Here is a 17515-nt window from a genome sequence, read left to right as displayed (position 1 = left end):
TCAGCGCGACGGGAAGTCCCGGGGCGCGGCGGCGACGGCGGCGGTGAGCGCCGAGACGCGGGCGCTCTCGAGTTCGAGCGCACGCTGCTCGCGCTGACGCCGGACGGCGACGACGCCGATGATGAGCGTCTCGGGGTCGACGGAGGGGACGGGTGAGACGTGCGCGGCCGCCTCGGCGGCGAGGGATGCCGCGACCCGCGATCGGGCGGCGGGTTCCATGTTCCGCGCAGACTGCCCGAACTGCGCGAGTCGACGGGCGAGGCGATCGGGCAGCCGGGCCACGTCGGCGACAGCGGCCCACTCCTCCAGCTGCGGGGGGATGCCGTACGACGTCTCGGGCAGGCGGGGCGTGCGGGTGCGCTCGGAGTACGTGCCGGCCATCAGATCCCCGAGGCGCTGCGACCGGGGCGTGAAGGCACCCACGAGGGCTGCGACGGCGCCGACGGTGAGCCACAGTTCGAACACCCCGACCAGCGCACGGATGAAGGCATGGCGGAACCCGGCCGCGCCGCCGTCGCTGCGGACGATCCGTCCTCCGACGGCCAGCTTGCCGAGGCTGCGGCCCCTCGTCGTGGTCTCGACGACGGTGGGGATCACGACCATCACGAACACCAGGACGCCGATCGTGGCGATCGTCATGGTCGAGTCGTCGATGAGGCCGAGGTCGAGCATCCAGGTCATGAGAAGCACGAACAGCACGAGCAGGACGACTCCGACGAACATGTCGATGAGCACGCCCAGCGCGCGGAGGAAGTAGCCGATGGGCTGGACGTCGAGGGCGACCGCTTCGCCGGTGAGCACCTCGTCCTGATGGATGTCGATGATCGCGGGACGGCCTTCGGGCATGGGTACAGTGAAACATATGGACCTCGACGCCCTCACCGCCGCGCGGCGGGCCGAGTGGACGCGCCTCGACGAGCTCAGCAGGTCCCGTCGGCTGACCGGCGCGGAGGTCGACGAACTCGTCGACCGCTACCGTGCGGCCTCGGCCGACCTCGCCGATGCGAAGACGTCGGCGGGCCGCAGCATCCAGGGCGATCACATCTCGACCATGCTGGCGCGTGCGCGCCTGCGGCTGACCGGTGCACCCGACAACGTCATGCGTCAGATCCCGCGCTTCTTCGCGCTGCAGCTGCCCGCCGCCCTCTACCGGGTGCGGTGGGCCACCCTCGTCATCGCCCTCGGCTTCCTCGCCGTCGCAACGGTGACGGCGCTGTGGATCGCAGGCGACCCGGCGCTCGTCGCGACGCTCGGAAGCCGCATGGAGCTCGAGCGATACGCCGAGAGCGACTTCACCGACTACTACAGCGAGAACCATCCCGCCGCATTCGCGGGCACGGTCTGGACGAACAACGCCTGGATCGCGGTGCAGTGCGTGCTCTTCGGGATCACCGGCTTCTGGCCGATCATGGTGATGGTCCAGAACGCGGTCGGCGTCGGCACCGCGGCAGCTGTGCTGCTGTCGTTCGATCGCGGCGACGTGTTCCTGCTCTACATCGCGCCCCACGGGCTGCTCGAACTCACGTCCCTCTTCGTGGCGGCGGCCGCCGGGCTGTCGATCTTCTGGGCGTGGGTGGCGCCCGGGCGCCGCACCCGTGGCGAGTCGCTCGCGTCGGCCGGGCGCTCGCTCGCGACGATCGCGATCGGGCTCGTCATCGCGCTGGCGGTCGCCGGTCTCATCGAAGGATTCGTCACGGCGCAGCCGTGGCCGTGGGCGGTGAAGATCGGCATCGGCGCGGCCGCCCTCGGGCTCTTCCTGGCGTACATGATCGTGGTCGGCGGGCGCGCTCATCGCCGCGGGGAGACAGGGGACCTCACCGAGTACGAGGCGGGCACCCCGACGCTCGTCGCCGGCTGACACACCTCGTCTTTTGAATCATTCAAAAGACGTTACGCTGGTGGCATGACCTCCGCACCGGCTCCCGCGCTCGACGCGGGGGAGCGCATCCGCTCCGCGGGACTGCGCGTGACCGACTCGCGCCGCGCGGTGATCGACGCCCTGCGCATCCGTCCGCACGCGAGCGCCGACGAGCTGTTCGCCATCGTGGCGACGTCGGTGCCGAACACCAGTCTGCAGTCGGTCTACAACGCCCTCGGCGACTTCGTCGACGCGGGCCTGGTGCGCCGCATCGAGCCCGCCGGACGCCCCGGCCTCTTCGAGTTGCGGGTGCACGACAACCACCACCATCTCATCTGCTCCGAGTGCGGCGCCGTCGAGGACGTCGACTGCGCCGTCGGCCCCGCGCCCTGCCTCACGCCTGCGGACGCACACGGCTACGCCGTCCGCACCGCCGAGGTCACGTTCTGGGGCGTGTGCCCGGCGTGCGCCGAGGCATCCGCTCTCTGACCACATCATCCACCCCGTCCAGGAAGGAAATCATGGAATCCACCCATGAGGGCGCAGAGCCCATCGGCGAGAACCCCACCGGCATCGACCAGGCCGTCACCGACATCGACACCCCGGTAGAGGACCGCGCGGACGGCGAGAGCCGGCCCCGCGATAACGACGCCGAAGCGTGCCCTGTGATCCACGGCGGTCAGCCCCACCCGACGTCCGGCAACGCCAACAGCGTGTGGTGGCCGAACCAGCTGAACCTGAGGATCCTCGCGAAGAATCCCGCCGTCGCCAACCCGCTCGGCGAGGACTTCGACTACCGCGCGGCGTTCGAGAGCCTGGACCTCGCCGCCGTCAAGGCCGACATCGCCGAGACGCTCACCACCTCGCAGGACTGGTGGCCCGCGGACTTCGGCAACTACGGCCCGCTCATGATCCGCATGGCGTGGCACAGCGCCGGCACCTACCGCGTCACGGACGGGCGCGGCGGCGGCGGAGCGGGGCAGCAGCGCTTCGCCCCCCTCAACAGCTGGCCCGACAACGTGTCGCTCGACAAGGCGCGCCGACTCCTGTGGCCGGTCAAGAAGAAGTACGGCCAGAGCATCTCGTGGGCCGACCTCATGATCCTCGCCGGCAACGTGGCGCTGGAGTCGATGGGCTTCGAGACCTTCGGCTTCGCCGGCGGCCGGCCGGACGTCTGGGAACCGGACGCCGATGTCTACTGGGGTCCCGAGACGACGTGGCTCGCCGACGAGCGCTACTCGGGCGACCGCGAGCTCGAGAAGCCGCTCGGTGCGGTGCAGATGGGCCTCATCTACGTCAACCCGGAGGGGCCGAACGGCAACCCGGACCCGCTGGCGTCCGCGCGCGACATCCGCGAGACCTTCGGACGCATGGCGATGAACGACGAGGAGACCGTCGCGCTGATCGCCGGCGGCCACACCTTCGGCAAGACCCATGGCGCCGCTCCCGACTCCAACCTCGAGAGCAATCCCGAGGCCGCAGGAATCGAGCAGCAGGGCCTCGGCTGGAAGAACAACTACGGCACCGGCAAGGGCGACGACACGATCACCTCGGGCCTCGAGGTGACGTGGACCTACCACCCCACCCGCTGGGACAACGAGTTCTTCCACATCCTCTACGCCTACGAGTGGGAACTCATGCGCAGCCCCGGCGGTGGGCATCAGTGGCGTCCGGTCAACGGCGGCGGCGCCGACATGGTGCCGCTCGCGCACTCCGACGGACGTCGCGAGCCCCGCATGCTGACGAGCGACCTGGCGCTGCGCACCGATCCCGAGTACGACCGGATCTCCCGTCGCTTCGCGGAGGACCCGCAGGCGTTCGCCGACGCGTTCGCGCGCGCCTGGTTCAAGCTCACGCACCGCGACATGGGTCCCATCGCCCGGTACCTCGGCCCCGAGGTCCCGACGGAGGAGCTCATCTGGCAGGACCCGGTGCCCGCGGTCGACCACGGGCTCATCGACGGGGCCGACGCGGCGGCGCTCAAGGCGCGCGTGCTCGAGTCCGGGCTCACGGTCTCGGAGCTCGTGTCCACGACGTGGGCGGCGGCATCCTCGTTCCGCGGCAGCGACAAGCGCGGCGGCGTCAACGGCGCCCGCATCCGCCTCGCGCCGCAGAAGGACTGGGCCGTCAACAACCCCGCCCAGCTGGCGAAGGTGCTCGAGGTGCTCGAGGGCATCCAGGCCTCGTTCAACGGCGACCGCACCGACGGCAAGAGGGTGTCGCTGGCCGACCTCATCGTGCTCGCCGGCAACGCGGCGGTCGAGAAGGCGGCGAAGGACGCCGGAGTCGACGCCGAGGTGAGGTTCCGCGCCGGGCGCACCGACGCCTCGCAGGAGCAGACCGACGTCGAGTCGTTCAGCTTCCTCGAGCCGGCCGCCGACGGATTCCGCAACTACTACGGTCCGAACGCGTTCCTCCCGCAGGAGCACCATCTCATCGACAAGGCGAACCTCCTCACGCTGAGCGCTCCGGAGACCACCGTCCTCGTCGGGGGCCTCCGCGTCCTCGGCGCGAACTGGGACGGCTCGCCGTTCGGGGTGTTCACCGACCGGCCGGGCGTCCTCACGAACGACTTCTTCGTGAACCTGCTCGACCTCGGCACGACATGGCGTCCGGTCGACCCGGGCTCGCACGCGTTCACCGGAACGAAGGACGGCTCGGGCGAGAGCGTCGGCATCGGCACGCGCGCCGACCTCCTGTTCGGCTCGAATTCGGAGCTGCGCGCCCTCGCCGAGGTCTACGCCAGCGACGACGCGACCGAGAAGTTCGTCCGCGACTTCGTGAAGGCGTGGGGCAAGGTCACCGAGCTCGACCGGTTCGACCTGGTCTGACCCGCATCTCGCAGACAGAAGCGGCCCGCCCCGATCGGGGCGGGCCGCTTCGGCGTACCGGCGAGGTCTACTTGACGCGTGCTTCGGCCGGAGCGGGCGGGATGCTGCCCTTGGGCTCGAAGAGCGCACGGTGCAGGAACCCGGCGAGAAGCCCGCCGACGAGCGGGAACACGATGAACACCCACAGCTGGCCGAGGGCCGCGCCGCCGCCGTAGATCGCGGTGGCGATCGAGCGGGCGGGGTTGACCGACGTGTTGTCGATCGGGATCGAGGCCAGGTGGATGAACGTCAGAGTGAGGCCGATCGCGAGCCCGGCGAAGCCGGCGGTGCCGCGCTGCGGGTGGGTCACGCCGAGGATCACGAGCAGGAACACGGCCGTGAAGAGGATCTCGGCGATGATCGCTGCGCCGAGCTCGAAGCCGCCGGGCGAGTACTCGCCGAAGCCGTTGCTGGCGAAGCCGCTGTCCTGTGCGTTGGCGAGCCAGTCCGCCGGGCCGAAGATGCCGATCAGCACGATCAGCGTGGTGCCCAGCGCGCCGCCGATGATCTGGGCGACCAGGTATCCGGGGGTCTCCTTCCACGGGAAGCGCCCCGCGGCCGCGAGGCCGAAGGTCACGGCCGGGTTGAAGTGGCCTCCCGAGATCGGGCCCCACGTGTAGATGCCGGCGAGCAGCGTCAGACCGAACGCGAGCGAGACGCCCAGGAACCCGATGCCGAGCGACGAACCGTTCGCACCGGTGCCGAAGTCCGAGGCGAACAGGGCGGCGCCGATGGAGCCGAAGACGAGCAGAAACGTTCCCAGAGCCTCTGCGACGAGCTTGTTCACCGTACTGGGCTTGGTGGTGGTATCCGACATGGCGGACTCCTTTCCTCGTCGCGAGAGTATCGCCACTGTCAGCCGATTCCCAGGAAGCGTGGCCGGAGTGTCCGCGGGTTACGCCCGGTCACGCGAGGTTTCGCCGCGCGTTCACCCGGTGGTCTCTCGCGCGTCATCGAAGCGGATGCCGCGTCCCCGGCGCCGCTCAGAGGCGCCCGGACGCCTTCAGGGCGAGATAGCGGTCGGCGATGCGCGGCGGCAGGCGCTCGGGCGTGTCGGCGATGGCCTCGGCGCCCGCGCGTCCGACCGCGGCCGCGACGGTCGCGGCATCCCGTGCCGTCTTCTCGCCCGCGGCCTCACGGTAGACGGATGCCGCGTCGGGACGCGCCTCGCGGGGCGTCGCCTCCTCGGTCACCGTGCCGATCAGGACGTGGGTGCGCCGGCTGAGCGCGGGGAGCGAGCCGAGGAACCCGCGTGCGGCCTCGGCGGCGTCCTGGGCCGTCAGCAGCACGACGAGCGACGGCCGAGAGGTGAGCGCACGGACCTGGGCGAACGCGGCGTCCCAGTCGGTGTCGATCAGCTGCGGCTCCACCGGCGCCATCGCGTCGACCAGCGCAGGCAGCAGCGCCGGGCCGTCCACACGGGTCACGCGTGCGCGGGTGACCCGGTCGAACATGAGCAGATGGGTGTGGTCGCCCGCACGGTTCGCGAGCGCCGCGAGCAGGAGTGCTGCCTCCATCGCGGCATCCATGCGGACGCCGTCCCCGACTCGCGCCGCAGAGGTGCGCCCGGTGTCGACCACGATCACGACATGACGGTCGCGCTCGGGCCGCCAGGTGCGGAGCATCGTCGTGCTGGAGCGGGCAGTCGCGCGCCAGTCGATCGAGCGCACGTCGTCGCCGCGGACGTACTCGCGAAGGCTGTCGAACTCCGTGCCCTGCCCGCGGACCTGCACGCTGGTGTTGCCGTCGAGCTCGCGCAGCCGGGCGAGTCTCGACGGCAGGTGCCGCCGCGCCGTGAAGGGCGGCAGCACGCGGATCGCGCCGACCGCGTCGAGCCGGGCCTGACGCCCTGCGAGCCGCAGCGGACCGTCGGAGCGCAGGACGACGAAGCGCGTGGACAGCTCACCGCGTCGACGGGGGAGCAGCGCCAGCGGCGACGTGCGTCGCTCGCCGGGCGGAATCACGATCGGGATCCGCTCCGGCGGGGCGCCCGCCGTCGGCTGCCAGGCATCGCGGAAGCGCCCGCGCACGGTGCGCGACCCGGTGTTGCGCAGCCCGACCTCGGCGACCGCGGGCTCGCCGAGGAGCACGCGGCGCGGCATCCGTCGCTCCACCTGCACCAGGCGCGGATCGGGGGCGACGGCGGCGTCGACGAGGGCCACGACGAGGCACAGGAGCACCCACCCGGCCATCGCCAGCCACGCGTCGAGACCCGCCGTCGAGAGCAGCACGACAGGCACGGCGCCGAGGGCGACGAGGAGCGGGAGGCGTCCGGTGAGGTACATGTCTAGATGGGCACTCGGGTCTGCTGCAGCACCGAGCCCAGCACCGCGTCGACCGACACGCCTTCGAGCTCGGCGTCGGGGCGCAGGCGGATACGGTGACGCCACGTCGGCACGAGCATCGTCTGGACGTGGTCGGGCGTGATGGCGGGGTAGCCGCCGAGCCAGGCCCACGCCTTCGACGCGGCGAGCAGCGCCGTCGCGGCGCGCGGGCTGACCCCGAGCTGCACCGACGGGCTGCGGCGGGTGGCCTGCGCGAGGTCGACGACGTAGCCCAGCACGTCGTCGGAGACGGTGACGGATGCCGCAGCCCGCTGCGCCGCGCGGATCTCATCCGCGCTCGCGGCGGGGCGCAGGCCCGCGCCCGCGAGGTCGCGCGGATCGAAGCCGTTCGCGTGACGACGGAGCACGGCGAGCTCGGCATCGCGGACGGGCACCTCGACGATCAGCTTGAGGAGGAACCGATCGAGCTGCGCCTCGGGCAGCGTGTACGTGCCCTCGTGCTCGATCGGGTTCTGCGTCGCCGCGACCAGGAAGGGGTCGGGGAGCGGGCGGGTGACGCCGTCGGTCGAGACCTGGCGCTCCTCCATCGCCTCGAGGAGAGCCGCCTGGGTCTTCGGGGGCGTGCGGTTGATCTCGTCGGCGAGCACGACGTTCGTGAAGACGGGACCCTCCCGGAACTCGAACTCGCCGCTGCGCGCGTCGTAGATCATCGATCCGGCGACGTCGCCCGGCATCAGGTCGGGGGTGAACTGGATCCGCTTGGTGTCGAGGCCGAGGGCTGTGCTGAAGGCTCGCACGAGGAGCGTCTTCGCGACGCCGGGCACGCCTTCCAGCAGCACATGACCGCGCGAGAGCAGCGCGATCAGCAGGCCGGTCACCGTGCCGTCCTGGCCGATCACGGCCTTGCCCACCTCGTGGCGCACCCGGTTCATCGCCTCGCGCAGCTCGGCATCGTCGGGGGTGGCGGGGTGCGGCGGGGGAGTGTCGGTCATCGCGGGTTCCTTTCCGGGCGGACGGCCGCGTGCACGGCGTCCTCGAGATGGCGCAGTCGAAGGCTGAGGGAGACGAGGTCGGCGTCGTTCGCCGGGATGTCGTCGATGAGGATGCGGCGCGCCTCGCCGCGGTCGATTCCCGTGCGCCCGGCTGCCGCGTCGGAGATCTCTGGCGCCGACGCCGCGGGACCGAGGCCGAGGAGGCGCCCGATGCGCTCGAGGGCGCCCAGACGCAGCTGGTCTGCCGCGTGGAGGGCATCGCGCGACTGCGCGTAGAGGCGCGCGCGGCCCTCCGTGGTCTCGGAGGCGCGGACGATCACCGGCAGGCGCTCGGCGACGAGGGGCCCGAAGCGCCGGCCGCGCCAGACCCCGGCGGCGACTCCGGCCACCAGAAGCAGCACGATCACCGGGCTCACCCACGGCGGGGTGAGATCGCCGAGCGTCGGGTCGGTGTCGGTGAGGTCGGTGTCTCCCGGGCCGGGCTGATACCAGACGACGAGCGGATGCCGTCCGATGAGGTTGACCGCGAGCGCGGCGTTGCCGTCGTCGGCGAGGCGCTCGTTGGTGAACAGCACCGTGCCGTCGACGGCGACGATGCGCCGGCCGTCGACCTCGCCCACGAGCAGGCCGTGGCCGTCGCCCGACGGATAGCACGCGACGGCATCGTCGTCGGCCGTCAGGTACACGGCGCCGGGCTCGATCCCCCCGGACCGCACGGCATCCGGCAGGTCGCACCCCGGCTGGACCACGCCCGGCGGCGCGACCCCGGCCGGCTCGGCGCCGCTGCTCAGCAGGTCGAGGGCGCGCGACCGCGGATCGATCATCACGAGGTCGGCGGCCGCGCGGGTCACCGTGAGCAGTCCGTCGTCGGAGAGCGCCGGGGTGTCGGGGATGACGAGCGTGGCGGGCCCGGTCGCGAGGGCGTCGGCGGCCGCGCGGCGATCCCGGACGACGCGGACCTCGACGCCGTGGTCGCGGAGCACCTCGACGAGCGCGCGCGTTCCGTCGGGTCCCGCAGACTCGGGGTCGAGCTCGTCCCGCTGCGACCATTCTCCTGCCGCGGCGAGCGCGGCGCCGATGCCGCCGACGAGGAGCAGCACCGCGGCGATCGCGATCCAGACGGTGCTCCGCCGGCGGGCGGGCGCGGCGGGTGGATTCACTGAGTCCGAGGTGCGCGGCGCGTCGGTCGTGGTGCTCACGCCGGCACCTCCTCGCGAACGGCCGGCCGTGCCGCGACGACGGCGGCGTCCGTGTCGGAGACCAGGCGGTACAGCTCGGCGGTGCCTGGGCGCCGCAGGTACCGCACGTCGTCGAACGCCGTCGCGGCCGCTTCGAGGCGATCGGCGAGCGCGGGGAAGGCGCGCCCGGCGGCGCGCGCGAACGTGTGGACGGTCGCGCCGGGCGGCGTGTCGACGACACCGCGCTCGGTGCATCCGCGCGCGAGCGCCCGGAAGTGCAGCACGATCGCGGCATCCCAGTCACCCGATCGGGCATGGGATGCCGCCGCCGCCCGCAGCTCGGCGGCGGAGCGGTGCTCCTCGTCGCCGAACAGGGCGGGCGCCCGCCCCGGTGCGCGCCGCGATGCGCGCGGCACTCCCCACACAGCGAAGGCGACGACGATCACGATGATGACGACGATCGCGGCGACCACCGCCACGGCCGACCCCCACTGGCCCGACAGCTCCGTCGAGAAGAGGTTCTCGAAGAACTCCGCGATCGCCCGCGCGATGCGGTCGAACGGCGTGGGCTCGGCGATGTCGTACACCGGGTCGGAGAGCTCCTGCTCCGCCCATCTGCGGGCCTCGTCGCCGTCCGGGGTGAGCGGCGGCACCGCCTCGGCCGCGCGCGCTTCGTTCACGGCCCGGCCCACGGCGGCGAGAACCGCCGCACCGCCGAACGTCAAGCCCACGGCGACTCTCGGTCGACGCCGTCGGCCGGGGCGCCCGGCGCAGTCCAGGTCGTCGGCGCAGGATCGGCCGCGGGCTCGGAGCCGGACGGCGCCGGGTCGGGAGCGGGTGCCGTCGCGGGGACGGCCGGGGGCATCGGGGTGGCGGGCGTCGGCTGTCCGTGGCTCGGCTGTCCATAGGGCGGTTGCCCGTAAGCGGGCTGTCCGTACTGCGGGTGGCCCGGTTGGGTCTGCGCCGGCTGCCCGGCAGGCTGACCGTAGCCCGGCGGGGCGTACGGCGGCTGCCCGTAGCCCGGCTGCCCGGCAGGCTGACCGTGGCCCGGCTGACCGTACGCGGGCTGCGGGTAGGCCGGAGCGTGGGGGCGCGCGCCGTACGGGGTCGGGTATGCGGGCGCGCCGTAGCCCGGGCCGTACGCCGGCTGGTACGCACCTGGGCGGGGGGTGATCGTCCGCCCGACGTGCTCGCGGTAGGGGTCCGCGAGTGCGGTGGCTCCGGCATCCCGCCGCTCGACGTACGCGAGCAGATCGAGGTCGAGACCCTCGTGGCGCATGCGGCAGTCGATGTATATGATCGCGGTGGCGGTCGACTGGACGACCACGGCGACCGACTGCAGGAGAAGCGTGACGACCTGCGTGAGCAGGCCGCCGACGATGATCGCGATGACGGCCGACGGCTCGACCGCCCCCGTCGGGGCGATGACGGTGGTGAGCCCGGTCGTCAGGAAGCTGAACGGGATGCTGATCACCTGCGCGACCGCGCCGAACACGACGGAGATCAGGAGGATGATTCCGAGTGCCGGCCAGAAGCGGCCCCGCGTGAGCGTCCAGGACCGGGCGATCGCGCGCCCGATGGTGGCGTGCTCGAGGATGATCGCCGCGGGAGCGAGGAGCAGCTTGATCATCAGCCACCACGTCAGCGGGATCGCCGCGAGGACGAACAGGATCGTGAAGAGGATCGCGAGGGGGCCGGCGGCGACGGCGATGCCGGCCAATGCGATCGCGGCGACGGCGATGACGGCGACGATCGCGAGGATCAGCAGGAGCGAGTAGCCGATCAGGCGCCACGCGATGGGCTTCACCTGGCGCCACAGGGCGCCGAGTGTCAGCTTCTCGGCGACGGCCGCGTGTGCGACCTCCGTGACGACGATGCCCTGCACGATGACCCCGAGCGCGCCGGCAGCCAGCCCCAGGACGAGACCCGCGACGAGCGTGACGGCGATCGACCCCGCGAGCACCGCCTCGAACTCGTCGGTGCCCGGAGACAGCGTGTCGAGGCGTGAGAACGACGCGAACGCGACGCCGATCACGGCGACGAGCACGACGAGATACGCCAGGGTCTGCACGATGAGCGCGAATCCGAGGAGCACGCGGGGGTTCTGCCGCAGCGCCGCGAACGAGCGCCCGAGGATCGTGCCGAACGACAGCGGATGCAGCGGGATGATCCCCGGTCGGGATGCCGGTGTCCAGGCCGGATACGCGGTCACGATGTGGTCCTCTTCTGGGTCGGGCTCCCGCTTGCGCGGACGGCCTCGCTGACGTTCCCTATCGTGTCATATCGGCTCGACGCGCCATCTGTGCGAAACCCGCGCTCGGCGCGGTCACGGCCGGTGCTCGGCCTGCGCTCAGGCGGCGTCGACTACTCTGTGGGGAGCGCAAGGGGAAGGCGCCGTCCGTGCCTGCCCTTGAGCCGAAGGAGAAGGACGAAACCGCGCGATGACTTCACGCATCCTGGTGGTCGACGACGACACCGCCCTCGCCGAGATGATCGGCATCGTGCTGCGCACGGAGGGCTTCGACACGGCGTTCTGCGCCGACGGCTCGAAGGCCGTGGACGCCTGGCGCACGGAGCGTCCCGACCTCATCCTCCTCGACCTCATGCTCCCGGGTATGGACGGCATCGAGATCTGCACGCGCGTGCGCGCCGAGTCGGGCGTGCCGATCATCATGCTCACCGCCCGCACCGACACGGCCGACGTCGTCAAGGGCCTCGAGTCCGGCGCCGACGACTACATCGTCAAGCCCTTCAATCCGAAGGAGCTCGTCGCGCGCATCAAGACCCGGCTGCGCCCGGCGAGCCAGCCGGCGAACGATCACCTCCGCATCGGCGACCTCACCGTCGACGTGGCCGCGCACGAGGTGCGCCGCGGCGACGGCCCCATCGCCCTTACCCCGCTCGAGTTCGAGCTGCTCGTCGCCCTCGCCTCGAAGCCGCAGCAGGTGTTCTCGCGCGAGATGCTGCTGGAGCAGGTCTGGGGCTACCACTACAAGGCCGACACCCGTCTGGTGAACGTGCACGTCCAGCGCCTGCGCGCCAAGGTCGAGCAGGACCCCGACAACCCGAAGATCGTGACCACGGTGCGCGGCGTGGGCTACCGCGCCGGCGCCGTCGTCTGAGGCTCCGATGACGGCCCCGATCACGGGGGTGACGGCCACCCGGACACCGCTGACCGGCTGGCGTCACTGGCGTGCTTGGCCGGGCAACATCGCGGCGCTGTGGCGGCGGTCGCTGCGATTCCGGACCATCCTCGTGACGTTCGGGCTCACAGCGCTCGCCGTGATCGTCGCCTGCGTGTGGATGGCGCTGGCGATCCAGAACGACCTGTTCGTGTCGCGCAAGACGCAGGTGCTCGAAGACGCGCTGCGCGCGAGCACCGCCGCCCAGCAGACACTCGACAGTGCGACGACGCAGAGCGACAGCGTCCAGCTCCAGAACGTCATGACCCTCGTTCAGGGCACCCTCGCGTCGCAGTCCTCGAGCGACATCGACGCCGCGTTCCGCATCGGCCCGCCGTCGCCGAACGCCCCTCAGGACTTCACCAGCAACCTCCGGTTCGAGGCCGCGATCAGCGAACCGCTCCGCGAAGCCGTGCGGGCGAGCTCCGATCGCCAGGTCTGGCAGTCGATCGCCATGCCCACCGAGGACGGCTCCACTGTGCCGGGGATCGTCGTCGGCCAGCAGCTGAACGTCCCCGGGGTCGGCGCCTACGAGCTCTACCTGGCGTACGACCTCGAGAACGCCCCGCAGACGCTCGGATTCGTGCAGAGCACCCTGTGGATCGTCGGCATCGGGCTCGTCCTCCTCATCAGCGGCATCGCATGGTTCGTGCTCCGGTCGGTGACGACGCCCATCGGCGAGGCGGCCGACACGAGCGCGAAGCTCGCGGCAGGCGAGCTCGGCGTGCGCCTGCCGGTGCGCGGCGAAGACGAGCTCGCGACCCTCGGCCGCTCGTTCAACGCGATGGCCGACAGCATCGAGTCGCAGATCAAGGAGCTCGCCGACCTCTCGCTCGTGCAGCAGAGGTTCGTGTCGGATGTCTCGCACGAGCTGCGCACGCCGCTCACGACCATCCGCCTCGCGGCCGACATGATCAACGACCAGCGCGCCGACTTCGACCCGGCCACGGCCCGGGCGGCAGAGCTGCTCAACAACCAGGTGCAGCGCTTCGAGACCCTGCTGACCGACCTGCTGGAGATCAGCCGGTACGACGCGGGCTCGGTGCAGCTCGAGCTCGAGGCGACGAGCCTCGCCCACCTCGCGGAGGATGTGATCGCGTCGATGGAGCAGCTCGCCGAGCAGCACGGGACCGATGTGCGCCTGGTGGCGCCCGGCGGCTACTCCCCCGTCGACATGGACCCGCGGCGCGTCCGTCGCGTCGTGCGCAACCTGCTCGGAAACGCGATCGAGCATGGCGAGGGACGCCCGATCGTCGTCACGGTCGACAGCGACCAGCAGGCGATCGCCCTCGGCGTGCGCGACTACGGTCTCGGGATGAAGCCGGAGGAGGTCGAGCGGGTGTTCGATCGCTTCTGGCGCGCCGATCCTTCACGCACGCGCACGATCGGCGGCACGGGCCTCGGTCTGTCGATCGCCCTCGGCGACGCCCGGCTGCACGGCGGCGAGCTCGCCGTGTGGTCGGAGCTCGGGAGGGGGACGAACTTCGTGCTCACGCTCCCGCGCGGCCGGGGCCCGCTCACGGGCCCCTCGCCGATCCCGCTCGATCCGGGCGACGACTCCATCGCGAGCGTCGACGACCTCGGCCTGACCCAGCCGATCAAGGTGCCGCCGACCGGCGCCGTGGACGTGCGGGATGCCGCCACCCGACGGGGTGCGTCATGACCCGGTGGCGCGGCATCCCCGCCCTGCTCGTCGTCGTGCTCGCGACGGTCCTGACCGCGTGCACGGGTCTGCCGACGAGCGGCCGGATCAACTACGGCCTCGGAACCGAGGACGCACCCGACGCGGAGGAGGTGTCGTTCCTGCTGCCGGACAGCCCGCAGCCCGGTGCGACACCCGAGCAGATCGTGGAGGGGTTCATCCGCGCCGGTTCGGGTCCGGGCCTCGGCGCGAACTGGGATCGCGCGCGCGAGTTCCTCACCGAGGACTTCGCCCGGGACTGGCGTCCCGGTGCCGGAGTCATCGTCGACGTGCTCGACGACCGCGCGTACAGCGAGCCGGAGGACGATGTCGTCACCATGGCGCTTTCTGCCGTCGCGACCGTCGACGACGGCGGCTCGTACGAGCGCACCGCGTTCCGCGAGCAGACGCTGCCGTTCGCGATGGTGCAGGAGAACGGGGAGTGGCGCATCAGCTCCGCCCCGGACGGCGTCGTGCTCGACGAGGACGTCTTCCCCCGGGTGTTCCACCGGTACTCCGTGATGTACTTCGATCCGTCGTGGCACTATCTCGTCCCCGATGCCCGGTGGTTCCCGACGACCAACGCAGCCAGCAGCGTCGCGCAGGCACTGGTGGACGGCCCGCCGAGCGCCTGGCTCGCCGACTCGGTCGCCACGGCCTTCCCCGAGAGCGTCGAGGTCGTCGCGGCGGTGCCGGTGACCGGCAACGTGGCCGAGGTCGACCTGAACGAGGCCGCGCTCTCCGCCGACCCCGAGACGCTCGACCGCATGTACACGCAGCTGCAGGAGAGCCTCCGGACCGCGAACGTCGCCGACGTCGAGCTGACCATCGACTCCGTGCCGATCGACGTGGAGCCGGTCGCGGTGCGATCGACTCGCGTGCCCGGCGCCCCGCTCGTGCAGACCGAGGAGGGGTTCGGGTTCCTGACCGGCGACGCGCTGGACCCGATTCCCGGCCTGTCCGAGCTCGTCGAGCAGTTCGCACCCGTCGCCGTGCAGGTCGCCCCCGATCCGGTCGCGCCCGATCAGCTCCTGGCCGCCTCACGACTCGGCACCGGCGAGGTGCTGCGCCTGCGGGAGGACGAGACCTACGACCAGCTCGACGCGCGGGCCGGCCTCGTCGACCCGTCGCTCGACCCGTTCGGCATCGTGTGGAGCGTCCCCCGCGACCAGCCGGCGGCGGTCGCCGCGTTCCTGCCCGACACGACCCGCATCGACGTCGCAGATGCCTGGTCGGGGGCCACCTCGATCTCGGCGATGGCCGTCTCGCGCGACGGCACGCGCGTCGCTGCGGTGGTCGCCGCGGGCGGCCGCAACGTCCTCTGGGTCGCGGGCATCGTCCGCGGGCCCGAGCAGGTTCCGATCCGGCTCGGCGACCCGGTGCAGCTCGGCGTTGTATCGGGATCCGGGCGCGGGCTCGCGTGGCTCGACGACCTGTCGGTCGGCGTGCTCTCCGGCGATGCCGAGGGCTCCACGGTGCTCGAGCAGGTCGTCGGAGGCACGTCGACCACGAGCTCCGCGGCCGCGGGCATGGTCTCGATCGCCGGCGGCACGTCGCTGTCGAGCGCTCGCCTGCGCGCCGAGGACGGCACCCTCTACGTCAAGCGCGGCACGGGCTGGCAGCCGACCGCGACGGGTGCGCTCCTGCTCGCCACCCAGCAGGGGGCGCCGGAGTAGCCGCTCCTCCCCAGGTGCGCCCGCGGTCGGGCCGTCCCGGGACAGCGGGTGAGAGCCGTGGCATCCGCTCGTCCGCTGCCACAGTCGGGGGATGATCCCGTCCGATGCCCTGGCGGGCGCCGTGCGCGCCGCGCTGTCAGACGCGCTGGCCCTGCTGCTCCCGGTGCAATGCGCCGGATGCGGCGAGCCCGACGCCGTCCTGTGCGCAGCGTGTGCCGCCGCGATGGCACCGCGCACGGTCGTCCGGCGGATCGACCCGCCCGGCGGTGCGCTGATGGTGTGGAGCGGGCTGGAGTTCGAGGGCGTGCCGGCCCGGGTGATCCGCGCCGTCAAGGAGGAGGGCCGCACGCCGCTCGCGAGGGCGCTGGCGCCCGCCCTCGTCGCAGCCGTGCAGGCGCTCGGCGAACCCGACGCCGTGCTCGTGCCCATGCCGACCTCGCGTGCGGCATTCCGGCGGCGCGGGTTCCGGGTGCCCGACCTCATCGCGCGCCGAGCGGGTCTCCGTGTCGAGCGCCTGCTGCAGCCGATGCGCCGCACGGCCGATCAGCGAGGGCTCGACCGCGGCGGGCGGCGCCGCAACGTCGCGCAGAGCCTGTCGGCACGGGATGCCGCGGCCCGCCGGGTCGTCGTCTTCGACGACGTCATCACGACCGGTGCCAGCCTCGAGGAGGCCGTCCGAGCGCTGAGGGTCGCCGGGGCGGAGGTCGTGGGCGCGGTGACGGTCGCCGCCACTGCGCGCCGGATGAACGGCCGGAAGCCGCGCGGCGTCGCATTCGAAACTCACAGGTGACAGGCGACCCCCGCGGGGCTACCGTGGGGGAGACAAGGCGACTGATGGTCCGCCCTTGGCCGGGTGGACCGGAACAAGGAGGTCAAGGGTATGGAAACCAGCATCGTCGGCGTGGGAGTGGGGATCACAGATCGCTTCCGCTCGGTCGTCGAAGACAAAGGCGCCCGCATCGAACACCTCGCTCCACGCGCTCAACGCGTGGACGTCAAGGTCACGCACCGCGCGTATCACAACGGCCGCGTCGAAGACGACACGGTCGAACTGACCCTCACCGGAAAGGGCCCGATCGTCCGGGCCGAGGCCACTGACGGTGACAAGTTCACCGCGCTCGACCTTGCGGTCGACAAGCTGTGCGAGCAGCTCCGTCGCGCGAAGGACAAGCGCGTGGACGCACGCAACCACCCGCGGGGCGCCAAGTTCGAGAAGGGCAGCGGCGCCATCCAGGGGATCGACGTGCAGCCGGCATCCGTCGACGTGCTCCGCGCCGTCGCGACCGGCGAGATCCCGATCGTCACCGGCAACGAGGAGGAGGAGGGCTACACGCCCGTCGTCATCCGCACGAAGGAGTTCGACCCGGAGTGGATGTCGGTCGAGGAGGCCGTCGACCGCATGGAGCTGGTCGGCCACGACTTCTTCCTGTTCGTCGACAACCGCACCGACCACCCGAGTGTGGTCTATCGCCGAAAGGGCTGGGACTACGGCGTGATCTCGCTCACGACGCAGGCCGCGCCCGAGGCCGTCGCCTCGTAGGCGCCCCGAACGAGCGGATGCCCCGGCCGAGTGGCCGGGGCATCCGTATGTCCGGCGCGATGCGCGGCGTCGAGGCCGCAGAATCCGGCCCCGGCCGCATGTCCGGCGCGATGCGCGGCGTCGAGGCCGCAGAGACCGGCATCATCCGCATGTCCGGGGCGTTGCGCGGCGTCGAGGCCGCAGAGACCGGCATCATCCGCATGTCCGGCGCGATGCGCGGCGTCGAGGCCGCAGAAGCCGGCATCGGCCGCAG

15 protein-coding genes are annotated in these 17515 nt (G+C 72.0%); 8 read left to right on the top strand and 7 right to left on the bottom strand.

Going from position 1 to position 17515, the window contains the following annotated elements; genetic code table 11:
- Positions 1-846, bottom strand: a complete 846-nt coding sequence (locus EER34_RS01450) for an RDD family protein (RefSeq protein ID WP_127472803.1) — start codon at positions 844-846, stop codon at positions 1-3.
- 16 nt (positions 847-862) lie between these two features.
- On the opposite strand from EER34_RS01450, the gene EER34_RS01445 reads away from it, so the two are divergent.
- Genes EER34_RS01445 through katG form a run of 3 tightly spaced genes read left to right on the top strand, consistent with a single transcriptional unit; the run spans position 863 to position 4689 of the window.
- A complete protein-coding gene (locus tag EER34_RS01445) occupies positions 863-1858 on the top strand; it encodes a stage II sporulation protein M (RefSeq protein ID WP_127472802.1) in 996 nt (331 codons plus the stop codon).
- A gap of 45 nt (positions 1859-1903) precedes the next feature.
- Entirely contained in the window at positions 1904-2347 is a 444-nt protein-coding gene (locus EER34_RS01440; RefSeq protein ID WP_127472801.1) for a Fur family transcriptional regulator, read from the top strand.
- A 32-nt stretch (positions 2348-2379) separates the two neighbouring features.
- Positions 2380-4689: a catalase/peroxidase HPI gene (gene katG / locus EER34_RS01435; RefSeq protein WP_127472800.1), complete on the top strand. Its 2310-nt coding sequence runs from the start codon at positions 2380-2382 to the stop codon at positions 4687-4689.
- Positions 4690-4756: 67 nt separating this feature from the next.
- On the opposite strand, the gene aqpZ is transcribed toward katG, so the two are convergent.
- The 6 genes from aqpZ to EER34_RS17815 all read right to left on the bottom strand — a co-directional run bounded on the left by aqpZ (position 4757) and on the right by EER34_RS17815 (position 11395).
- Positions 4757-5545 carry an aquaporin Z gene (gene aqpZ / locus EER34_RS01430; RefSeq protein WP_127472799.1) on the bottom strand — a complete coding sequence of 263 codons (789 nt, stop codon included), beginning with the start codon at positions 5543-5545 and terminating at the stop codon, positions 4757-4759.
- A gap of 166 nt (positions 5546-5711) precedes the next feature.
- Positions 5712-7013 (bottom strand): DUF58 domain-containing protein, encoded by a 1302-nt coding sequence (locus tag EER34_RS01425; protein ID WP_127472798.1) that lies wholly within the window; start codon positions 7011-7013, stop codon positions 5712-5714.
- 2 nt (positions 7014-7015) lie between these two features.
- Positions 7016-8005: an AAA family ATPase gene (locus tag EER34_RS01420; protein WP_127472797.1), complete on the bottom strand. Its 990-nt coding sequence runs from the start codon at positions 8003-8005 to the stop codon at positions 7016-7018.
- On the bottom strand, positions 8002-9204 hold the full coding sequence (locus tag EER34_RS01415) for a DUF4350 domain-containing protein (RefSeq protein WP_240642064.1): 1203 nt from the start codon (positions 9202-9204) through the stop codon (positions 8002-8004). The genes EER34_RS01420 and EER34_RS01415 overlap by 4 nt, the downstream gene beginning before the upstream one ends.
- The gene (locus EER34_RS17685) at positions 9201-9914 is read right to left on the bottom strand and encodes a DUF4129 domain-containing protein (protein WP_240642255.1); all 714 of its coding nucleotides are present in this window, start codon (positions 9912-9914) and stop codon (positions 9201-9203) included. The genes EER34_RS01415 and EER34_RS17685 overlap by 4 nt, the downstream gene beginning before the upstream one ends.
- On the bottom strand, positions 9905-11395 hold the full coding sequence (locus EER34_RS17815; RefSeq protein WP_127472795.1) for a glycerophosphoryl diester phosphodiesterase membrane domain-containing protein: 1491 nt from the start codon (positions 11393-11395) through the stop codon (positions 9905-9907). The genes EER34_RS17685 and EER34_RS17815 overlap by 10 nt, the downstream gene beginning before the upstream one ends.
- A gap of 229 nt (positions 11396-11624) precedes the next feature.
- On the opposite strand from EER34_RS17815, the gene mtrA reads away from it, so the two are divergent.
- The 5 genes from mtrA (at position 11625) to hpf (ending at position 17262) form a co-directional block, all read left to right on the top strand.
- Positions 11625-12305, top strand: a complete 681-nt coding sequence (gene mtrA, locus EER34_RS01405; protein WP_127472794.1) for an MtrAB system response regulator MtrA — start codon at positions 11625-11627, stop codon at positions 12303-12305.
- Positions 12306-12312: 7 nt separating this feature from the next.
- Positions 12313-14028: an MtrAB system histidine kinase MtrB gene (gene mtrB, locus EER34_RS01400; RefSeq protein WP_127472793.1), complete on the top strand. Its 1716-nt coding sequence runs from the start codon at positions 12313-12315 to the stop codon at positions 14026-14028.
- Complete coding sequence (locus tag EER34_RS01395) at positions 14025-15722, top strand: LpqB family beta-propeller domain-containing protein (protein ID WP_127472792.1); 1698 nt, start codon at positions 14025-14027, stop codon at positions 15720-15722. Before mtrB ends, EER34_RS01395 begins: the two co-directional genes overlap by 4 nt.
- Before the next feature lie 91 nt (positions 15723-15813).
- Positions 15814-16512: a ComF family protein gene (locus EER34_RS01390; RefSeq protein ID WP_240642063.1), complete on the top strand. Its 699-nt coding sequence runs from the start codon at positions 15814-15816 to the stop codon at positions 16510-16512.
- Positions 16513-16602: 90 nt separating this feature from the next.
- Positions 16603-17262: a ribosome hibernation-promoting factor, HPF/YfiA family gene (gene hpf / locus EER34_RS01385; protein ID WP_127472791.1), complete on the top strand. Its 660-nt coding sequence runs from the start codon at positions 16603-16605 to the stop codon at positions 17260-17262.
- Positions 17263-17515: the final 253 nt, after the last annotated feature.

Origin of the sequence: Microbacterium sulfonylureivorans, assembly GCF_003999995.1 — a bacterium.
Taxonomy (GTDB): Bacteria; Actinomycetota; Actinomycetes; order Actinomycetales; family Microbacteriaceae; genus Microbacterium; species Microbacterium sulfonylureivorans.
The sequence above is the reverse complement of the archived record's forward strand: the minus strand, read 5'-3'. Positions and strand labels throughout refer to the sequence as shown.

Bases quoted from the DNA above. Each gene is read 5' to 3' on its own strand.
- EER34_RS01440 (WP_127472801.1), top strand. From the start codon at position 1,904: ATGACCTCCGCACCGGCTCCCGCGCTCGACGCGGGGGAGCGCATCCGC.
- EER34_RS01425 (WP_127472798.1), bottom strand. From the start codon at position 7,013: ATGTACCTCACCGGACGCCTCCCGCTCCTCGTCGCCCTCGGCGCCGTG.
- hpf (WP_127472791.1), top strand. From the start codon at position 16,603: ATGGAAACCAGCATCGTCGGCGTGGGAGTGGGGATCACAGATCGCTTC.
- aqpZ (WP_127472799.1), bottom strand. From the start codon at position 5,545: ATGTCGGATACCACCACCAAGCCCAGTACGGTGAACAAGCTCGTCGCA.
- EER34_RS01390 (WP_240642063.1), top strand. From the start codon at position 15,814: ATGATCCCGTCCGATGCCCTGGCGGGCGCCGTGCGCGCCGCGCTGTCA.
- katG (WP_127472800.1), top strand. From the start codon at position 2,380: ATGGAATCCACCCATGAGGGCGCAGAGCCCATCGGCGAGAACCCCACC.
- EER34_RS01395 (WP_127472792.1), top strand. From the start codon at position 14,025: ATGACCCGGTGGCGCGGCATCCCCGCCCTGCTCGTCGTCGTGCTCGCG.
- EER34_RS01420 (WP_127472797.1), bottom strand. From the start codon at position 8,005: ATGACCGACACTCCCCCGCCGCACCCCGCCACCCCCGACGATGCCGAG.
- mtrA (WP_127472794.1), top strand. From the start codon at position 11,625: ATGACTTCACGCATCCTGGTGGTCGACGACGACACCGCCCTCGCCGAG.
- mtrB (WP_127472793.1), top strand. From the start codon at position 12,313: ATGACGGCCCCGATCACGGGGGTGACGGCCACCCGGACACCGCTGACC.
- EER34_RS01450 (WP_127472803.1), bottom strand. From the start codon at position 846: ATGCCCGAAGGCCGTCCCGCGATCATCGACATCCATCAGGACGAGGTG.
- EER34_RS01445 (WP_127472802.1), top strand. From the start codon at position 863: ATGGACCTCGACGCCCTCACCGCCGCGCGGCGGGCCGAGTGGACGCGC.